The sequence below is a fragment of the Streptomyces cyaneofuscatus genome, from assembly GCF_042718795.1.
Taxonomy (GTDB): domain Bacteria; phylum Actinomycetota; class Actinomycetes; order Streptomycetales; family Streptomycetaceae; genus Streptomyces; species Streptomyces cyaneofuscatus_A.
Genome location: NZ_JBHXOX010000011.1, coordinates 248,750 through 255,468 on the forward strand (window position 1 = coordinate 248,750; position 6,719 = coordinate 255,468).

Below are 6,719 nucleotides of genomic sequence, written 5' to 3' on the forward strand. Positions count from 1 at the left end.
TTAAGGAAGACAAGATGAGCAAGCTGCGCGTAGCCGTTCTCGGTGCGAACGGCCGGATCGGCTCCGAGGCCGTACGAGCCGTCGAGGCCGCCGACGACCTGGAGCTGGTGGCGGCCCTGGGCCGGGGCGACAAGCTGGAGGCGCTTGCCGAGGCGGGCGCCCAGGTCGCCGTCGAGCTGACCACCCCCGCATCGGTGATGGGCAACCTCGACTTCTGCGTCCGGCACGGCATCCACGCCGTCGTCGGCACCACGGGCTGGACCGACGAACGGCTCGCGCAGCTCACCGCCTGGCTGGAGAACTCCCCGGAGACCGGCGTCCTCATCGCCCCGAACTTCTCCATCGGCGCCGTCCTGACCATGAAGTTCGCGGAGCAGGCCGCCCGCTACTTCGAGTCCGTCGAGGTCGTCGAGCTCCACCACCCCAACAAGGTCGACGCCCCCTCCGGCACCGCCACCCGCACCGCCCAGCTCATCGCGGCGGCCCGCGCGAAGGCGGGCACCGCCCCCCAGCCGGACGCCACGACCACCGCCCTGGACGGCGCACGCGGCGCGGACGTCGACGGCGTCCCGGTCCATGCGATCCGCCTCCGCGGCCTGCTGGCCCACCAGGAAGTGCTGCTCGGCGGCGAGGGCGAGACCCTCACCATCCGCCACGACTCCCTCCACCACAGCAGCTTCATGCCGGGCATCCTGCTCGGCACCCGCCGCGTGGTGACCACTCCCGGCCTCACGTTCGGCCTGGAACACTTCCTCGACCTGAACTGACTGAGCCCACCATGCGCGCAAAGATCACCTACTTCGTCACGGCCGCCGTCCTGGTTTTCTACTTCGTCCTGGTCGGCGGCCGCGGCCTGATGCTCATCCGGCACGGCACACTGCTCACGGTCACGTTCGGCGTCGCCGTGCTGATCCTGCCGGTGATCGGCGTCTGGTTCCTCTGGAAGAACACCCAGTTCGCCCGCCGCGCCAACGCGCTCGCCGCCGAACTGGACGCCGAGGGCGGCCTCCCGGTCGACGACCTGGCCCGCACCCCGTCCGGCCGGATCGACCGCGACGCCGCCGACGCGGTCTTCACGAAGCGCCGCGAGGAGACGGAGGACGCCCCGGACGACTGGCGCGCCTGGTTCCGCCTGGCGGTGGCCTACCAGGACGCGAGGGACACCCCGAGGGCCCGCAAGGCGATGCAGAGGGCCATCGCCCTGCACAGAACCAGCGAGCCCGCACCATCAAGCCCGTCCGGCGCTTGAGGACATCTTTCCCGCCTGTACGCAGGTGAGCCCGGGACCGACAACCGGCCCCGGGCTCACCCACGTACACACGGCAACGGCTCACCCGTGCCGGTACTCATCCGCCCAGGCCTCCACCGCATCCGTGGCCCGCTCGAACGCCTCCTCGCGCCCGAGGAAGTCCGCGTTGTGGTCGGAGGCCAGCGGCGGCAGCGTCTCCCCGTTCTGCCGGACCACGATCAGCGCCTGGCCCTGCACCGTACGGGGCAGCCCCAGCCACTTGACGGGCTGCTGGACCGTACGGACGGAGGCGGTGGCCCCCCACGGCACCGTGGTGGTCCGGAGGAACCCCACGCGCCGCACACCGTGCCGGCTCACCCAGGCGCCGACCCGCAGGAGCCGCAGGGCGGCACCGATCAGCGCGCCGGCCAGCAGCAGACAGACCAGGGCCCCGGAGGGCGCTCCGGCGAAAGCGATGATCATCGCCGCGAGCAGAACGAACGAGGCCAGCAGCAGCTGACCGGCCGCCGCCGCGACCCGCCACGGGCCGGGGCGGTAGGGCCGCCGCCAGCTGTCGTGGTCGTCGAACGGCAGCGCAACGTCCTCCGCGCTCGCATCGAATGCGCGGTCGGCCGTCAGAAAGGGCAGGGGCACGACTCATCCTCACTCACAAGCACGCTCGATTGCTGTGCCCGGTGAGGCTACCGAGGCCGCCCCCGAACAGACCACCCCAGGGGGTCCGTACGAGTAAGTCCAGCATCCCCGGGACGTGTAAGTCCAGCGCCCCGGGACAGGACTCAGCGGCCCTGCGACGCCTCGGACTGCTTGCCGTGCGAGGCGGACTGCCCGGAGTCGAGCGCCGGAAGACCCAGCAGCAGCGAGCCCACGAGCCCGGCGACCACGGTCAGCCCGATCAGCGAGCGCCCCAGCAGCTCGGGAACGCTGGCACGGACGGCGGGAGGGGGAGTGACGTTACTGCGGAACCGGTCGGACTCGGCGACGAACGAGAACGGGACGGATTCACGCCGGCGGAACATGAGGAAACTCTCCTTGATCTGTGTGACAGGTGCTGCTAATGAGTCAGACGTACGAACGGCCGGATCGGTGCCCGAATCGCCGTACTTGTTGGGTGAACTCCACGAACGGCTGCCCGACGCCGCCGCGTGCATGCGTCACCCACCCGGCCCGTAAAGTGGTCGCCGCCCGAGCGCCGCCCCTGGAAGGACCCCCGCCGGTGACCGACACCCCCGAACCCGCAAAGCCCCATTTCCGTAGCGATGTCACCGTTGAGCTGGTGAAAAGCGCCGCGGGCGACGCGGACGTCCTGTTCGCCGCCCGGGTCTCCACCGCCGGCGAGCAGTCGCTGGAAGAGGTCACCAAGGACCCGGAGCGGTCCAAGGGGCTGATCAACTACCTCATGCGGGACCGGCACGGCAGCCCGTTCGAGCACAACTCGATGACCTTCTTCATCAGCGCCCCGATCTTCGTGTTCCGCGAGTTCATGCGGCACCGCGTGGGCTGGTCGTACAACGAGGAATCCGGCCGCTACAGGGAGCTGGAGCCGGTCTTCTACGTCCCCGGAACCTCCCGCAAGCTGGTCCAGCAGGGCCGCCCCGGCAAGTACGAGTTCGTCGAAGGCACCGAGGCCCAGTACGACCTCACCACCCGCGCCATGGAGGACTCCTACCAGGCCTCCTACGCGGCCTACCAGGAGATGCTGGCGGAGGGCGTGGCCCGTGAGGTGGCCCGCGCGGTCCTTCCGGTCGGTCTCTTCTCCACGATGTACGCCACGTGCAACGCACGCTCCCTGATGCACTTCCTCGGCCTGCGTACGCAGCACGAGCTGGCGAAGGTCCCGTCCTTCCCGCAGCGCGAGATCGAGATGGTCGGCGAGCAGATGGAAGCCCACTGGGCGCGGCTCATGCCGCTCACTCATGCGGCCTTCAACAAAAATGGACGAGTAGCCCCGTAAGCGGTGTCCGTATTGCGGCGTTTCGAGAAGTTCATCTAGGCTGATCAAACGGACCCGGCACTGCTTGAACCCCCGAGCAGGCAGTGCCGGGCTCCTCTTTCCCGGTCCCCCTAGAGGGGACCACGCGCTGAGCAGCGAGTAGCGTGTTACCCATGGCTCCGATCTCCACTCCGCAGACCCCCTTCGGGCGGGTCCTCACCGCTATGGTCACGCCCCTCACGGCGGACGGCGCTCTCGACCTCGACGGCGCCCAGCGGCTCGCCGCCCATCTGGTCGACGCAGGCAACGACGGACTGATCGTCAACGGCACCACCGGTGAGTCCCCGACCACCAGTGACGCGGAGAAGGACCAGCTCGTACGGGCGGTGCTCGAAGCGGTCGGAGACCGGGCGCACGTCGTCGCCGGCATCGGCACCAACGACACCCGCCACAGCGTCGACCTGGCCCGCACCGCCGAGCGCACCGGCGCCCACGGGCTCCTCGCGGTCACGCCGTACTACAACAAGCCGCCGCAGGAAGGCCTCCTGCGTCACTTCACGGCCATCGCCGACTCCACGGGCCTGCCCGTGATGCTGTACGACATCCCCGGCCGCAGCGGGGTCCCGATCGACACCGAGACCCTCGTACGGCTGGCCGACCACCCGCGGATCGTCGCCAACAAGGACGCCAAGGGAGACCTGGGCCGCGCAAGCTGGGCCATCGCCGAGTCCGGCCTCGCCTGGTACTCCGGCGACGACATGCTCAACCTCCCGCTCCTCTCCGTCGGCGCGGTCGGCTTCGTCTCCGTCGTCGGCCACGTGGTCACCCCGGATCTGCGGGCGCTGGTCGAGGCGCACCTGGGCGGGGACGTCCAGAAGGCCACCGAGATCCACCAGAAGCTGCTCCCGGTCTTCACCGGCATGTTCCGCACCCAGGGCGTGATCACCACCAAGGCCGCGCTGACGCTCCAGGGCCTCCCGGCCGGACCGCTGCGCCTTCCGCTGGTGGAACTCACCGCCCAGGAGACGGCCCAGCTCAAGATCGACCTGGCAGCCGGCGGGGTACAGCTGTAACCACAGACTTCACAACTGAATGAAGAGAACGAGCGAGGCACCTCGCGAAGAGCACGACCCAAGACAACAGCAAGTGCACGAATGACATGCGCGCCACGTGCCTCAGCGGTACGTGGCGCGTGTGGTTAAGGAGAGTCTTTTGAGCCATCCGCACCCTGAACTCGGCACCCCCCCGAAGCTCCCGAAGGGCGCCCTGCGGGTCACCCCGCTCGGCGGCCTGGGCGAGATCGGCCGCAACATGACGGTCTTCGAGTACGGCGGCCGCCTGCTCATCGTCGACTGCGGCGTCCTCTTCCCCGAGGAGGAGCAGCCGGGCATCGACCTGATCCTGCCGGACTTCACCACGATCCGGGACCGGCTGGACGACATCGAGGGCATCGTCCTCACGCACGGCCACGAGGACCACATCGGCGGCGTGCCCTACCTCCTGCGCCTGAAGCCGGACATCCCCCTCATCGGCTCCAAGCTGACCCTCGCGCTCATCGAGGCGAAGCTCCAGGAGCACCGCATCCGCCCCTACACCCTTGAGGTGCAGGAAGGGCAGCGCGAGCGCATCGGCGTCTTCGACTGCGAGTTCATCGCGGTCAACCACTCGATCCCGGACGCCCTCGCGGTCGCCATCCGCACTCCCGCGGGTATGGCCGTGGCCACCGGTGACTTCAAGATGGACCAGCTCCCGCTGGACGGCCGTCTCACCGACCTGCACGCGTTCGCGCGTCTCAGCGAGGAGGGCATCGACCTCCTCCTCTCGGACTCCACGAACGCCGAGGTCCCCGGCTTCGTGCCGCCCGAGCGGGACATCTCCAACGTCCTGCGCACGGTCTTCGCCAACGCGCAGAAGCGCATCATCGTGGCGAGCTTCGCCAGCCACGTGCACCGCATCCAGCAGATCCTGGACGCCGCCCACGAGTACGGCCGCCGGGTCGCCTTCGTCGGCCGCTCGATGGTCCGCAACATGGGCATCGCCCGTGACCTGGGTTACCTGAAGGTTCCCGCAGGCCTGGTCGTCGACGTGAAGACCCTCGACGACCTCCCGGACGACGAGGTCGTGCTGGTCTGCACGGGCTCGCAGGGCGAGCCGATGGCAGCCCTCTCCCGGATGGCCAACCGCGACCACCAGATCCGGATCGTCCCCGGCGACACGGTGATCCTGGCGTCGTCCCTCATCCCCGGCAACGAGAACGCGGTCTACCGCGTGATCAACGGCCTGACCCGCTGGGGCGCCAACGTCGTCCACAAGGGCAACGCCAAGGTCCACGTCTCGGGCCACGCCTCGGCCGGCGAGCTGCTGTACTTCTACAACATCTGCAAGCCGAAGAACCTGATGCCGGTCCACGGCGAATGGCGCCACCTGCGGGCCAACGCCGAGCTGGGAGCCCTCACGGGCGTCCCCAAGGACCACATCGTCATCGCCGAGGACGGCGTGGTCGTCGACCTGATCGACGGCAAGGCGAAGATCGTCGGCAAGGTCCAGGCCGGTTACGTGTACGTCGACGGCCTCTCCGTCGGCGATGTCACCGAGACCTCCCTCAAGGACCGCCGCATCCTCGGCGACGAGGGCATCATCTCGGTCTTCATCGTGGTCGACAGCTCCTCCGGCAAGATCGTGGGCGGCCCCCACATCCAGGCCCGGGGCTCCGGCATCGACGACAGCGCCTTCGTCGGAGTCACGCCGAAGATCCAGGAAGCCCTGGACAAGTCGGCCCAGGACGGCGTGATGGAGCCCCACCAGCTCCAGCAGCTGGTCCGCCGCGTCGTCGGCAAGTGGGTGTCCGACACCTACCGCCGGCGCCCGATGATCCTCCCGGTCGTCGTCGAGGTCTGACCCTCCTGACCAGCCCGTACGGGAGCGGGGCCCCTCGATTTGCATCGGGGCGCCCCGCTCCAGTACGTTTACGGCTCCGCTCGACCGGGAAGTACCGCGCGCACTCGTGCGCCGGGGACACCCCACTGGGACGGGAATTCCGACTCAGAATCTCTGATAAAGTCGGATCCGCCGAAAGGCAAGGCCACTCCACAGGCCACCGGAAATCGAATTCGGACCGGAAACGGAACGAAAAAGAGTCTGGTAAAGTTGGAACCGCCGGAAAGGGAAAACGCGAAAGCGAAGAACCTCGAAAGCATCCCGCTTCGACCGGGAATCGGACACGAAAGAGTCTGATAGAGTCGGAAACGCAGGACAGCAAGACAAAGAAACACGAAGGGAAGCGCCCGGAGGGGCCCGGTGAAACGGGACCGAAGGAAGCGTCCGTTCCTTGAGAACTCAACAGCGTGCCAAAAGTCAACGCCAGATATGTTGATACCCCGGCCTGCTTCGGCAGGTTGGTGGTTCCTTTGAAAAGTCCTGCACGGACCGCTTCGGCGGCACCGGCGCAGGCAACAAACACAGCGAGGACGCTGTGAACAACGGGTCTTATTCCGACCGGTTGTTCCGCTCTCGTGATGTGTGCACCCGATCACGGGTAAA

At 68.2% G+C, this 6,719-nt stretch carries 7 protein-coding genes; 5 read left to right on the plus strand and 2 right to left on the minus strand.

Annotation, left to right across the window (positions count from 1 at the left end):
* Positions 1-14 precede the first annotated feature (14 nt).
* Together dapB and ACFWRT_RS15570 are read left to right on the plus strand one after the other, a co-directional pair.
* Positions 15-767, plus strand: coding sequence for a 4-hydroxy-tetrahydrodipicolinate reductase (gene dapB, locus ACFWRT_RS15565; RefSeq protein WP_356073240.1), 753 nt, complete (start codon positions 15-17; stop codon positions 765-767).
* An 11-nt stretch (positions 768-778) separates the two neighbouring features.
* Positions 779-1,249 carry a tetratricopeptide repeat protein gene (locus tag ACFWRT_RS15570; RefSeq protein WP_380951811.1) on the plus strand — a complete coding sequence of 157 codons (471 nt, stop codon included), beginning with the start codon at positions 779-781 and terminating at the stop codon, positions 1,247-1,249.
* Between the two features lie 81 nt (positions 1,250-1,330).
* On the opposite strand, the gene ACFWRT_RS15575 is transcribed toward ACFWRT_RS15570, so the two are convergent.
* Positions 1,331-1,882 (minus strand): hypothetical protein, encoded by a 552-nt coding sequence (locus ACFWRT_RS15575; protein WP_380951810.1) that lies wholly within the window; start codon positions 1,880-1,882, stop codon positions 1,331-1,333.
* A 143-nt stretch (positions 1,883-2,025) separates the two neighbouring features.
* On the minus strand, positions 2,026-2,265 hold the full coding sequence (locus ACFWRT_RS15580; RefSeq protein ID WP_015611849.1) for a hypothetical protein: 240 nt from the start codon (positions 2,263-2,265) through the stop codon (positions 2,026-2,028).
* Positions 2,266-2,462: 197 nt separating this feature from the next.
* Between ACFWRT_RS15580 and thyX the strand changes: the two genes are divergently transcribed.
* From thyX to ACFWRT_RS15595, 3 genes are all read left to right on the plus strand, one after another.
* Positions 2,463-3,200 carry an FAD-dependent thymidylate synthase gene (gene thyX, locus ACFWRT_RS15585; protein ID WP_380951809.1) on the plus strand — a complete coding sequence of 246 codons (738 nt, stop codon included), beginning with the start codon at positions 2,463-2,465 and terminating at the stop codon, positions 3,198-3,200.
* 152 nt (positions 3,201-3,352) lie between these two features.
* Complete coding sequence (dapA, locus tag ACFWRT_RS15590) at positions 3,353-4,252, plus strand: 4-hydroxy-tetrahydrodipicolinate synthase (RefSeq protein WP_380951808.1); 900 nt, start codon at positions 3,353-3,355, stop codon at positions 4,250-4,252.
* A gap of 139 nt (positions 4,253-4,391) precedes the next feature.
* A complete protein-coding gene (locus tag ACFWRT_RS15595) occupies positions 4,392-6,077 on the plus strand; it encodes a ribonuclease J (RefSeq protein WP_380951807.1) in 1,686 nt (561 codons plus the stop codon).
* Positions 6,078-6,719 lie beyond the last annotated feature (642 nt).

What these genes read in the sequence shown, in the direction of transcription:
- ACFWRT_RS15570 (WP_380951811.1), top strand. Translation starts at nt 779, where the DNA reads ATGCGCGCAAAGATCACCTACTTCGTCACGGCCGCCGTCCTGGTTTTC.
- dapA (WP_380951808.1), top strand. Translation starts at nt 3,353, where the DNA reads ATGGCTCCGATCTCCACTCCGCAGACCCCCTTCGGGCGGGTCCTCACC.
- dapB (WP_356073240.1), top strand. Translation starts at nt 15, where the DNA reads ATGAGCAAGCTGCGCGTAGCCGTTCTCGGTGCGAACGGCCGGATCGGC.
- ACFWRT_RS15580 (WP_015611849.1), bottom strand. Translation starts at nt 2,265, where the DNA reads ATGTTCCGCCGGCGTGAATCCGTCCCGTTCTCGTTCGTCGCCGAGTCC.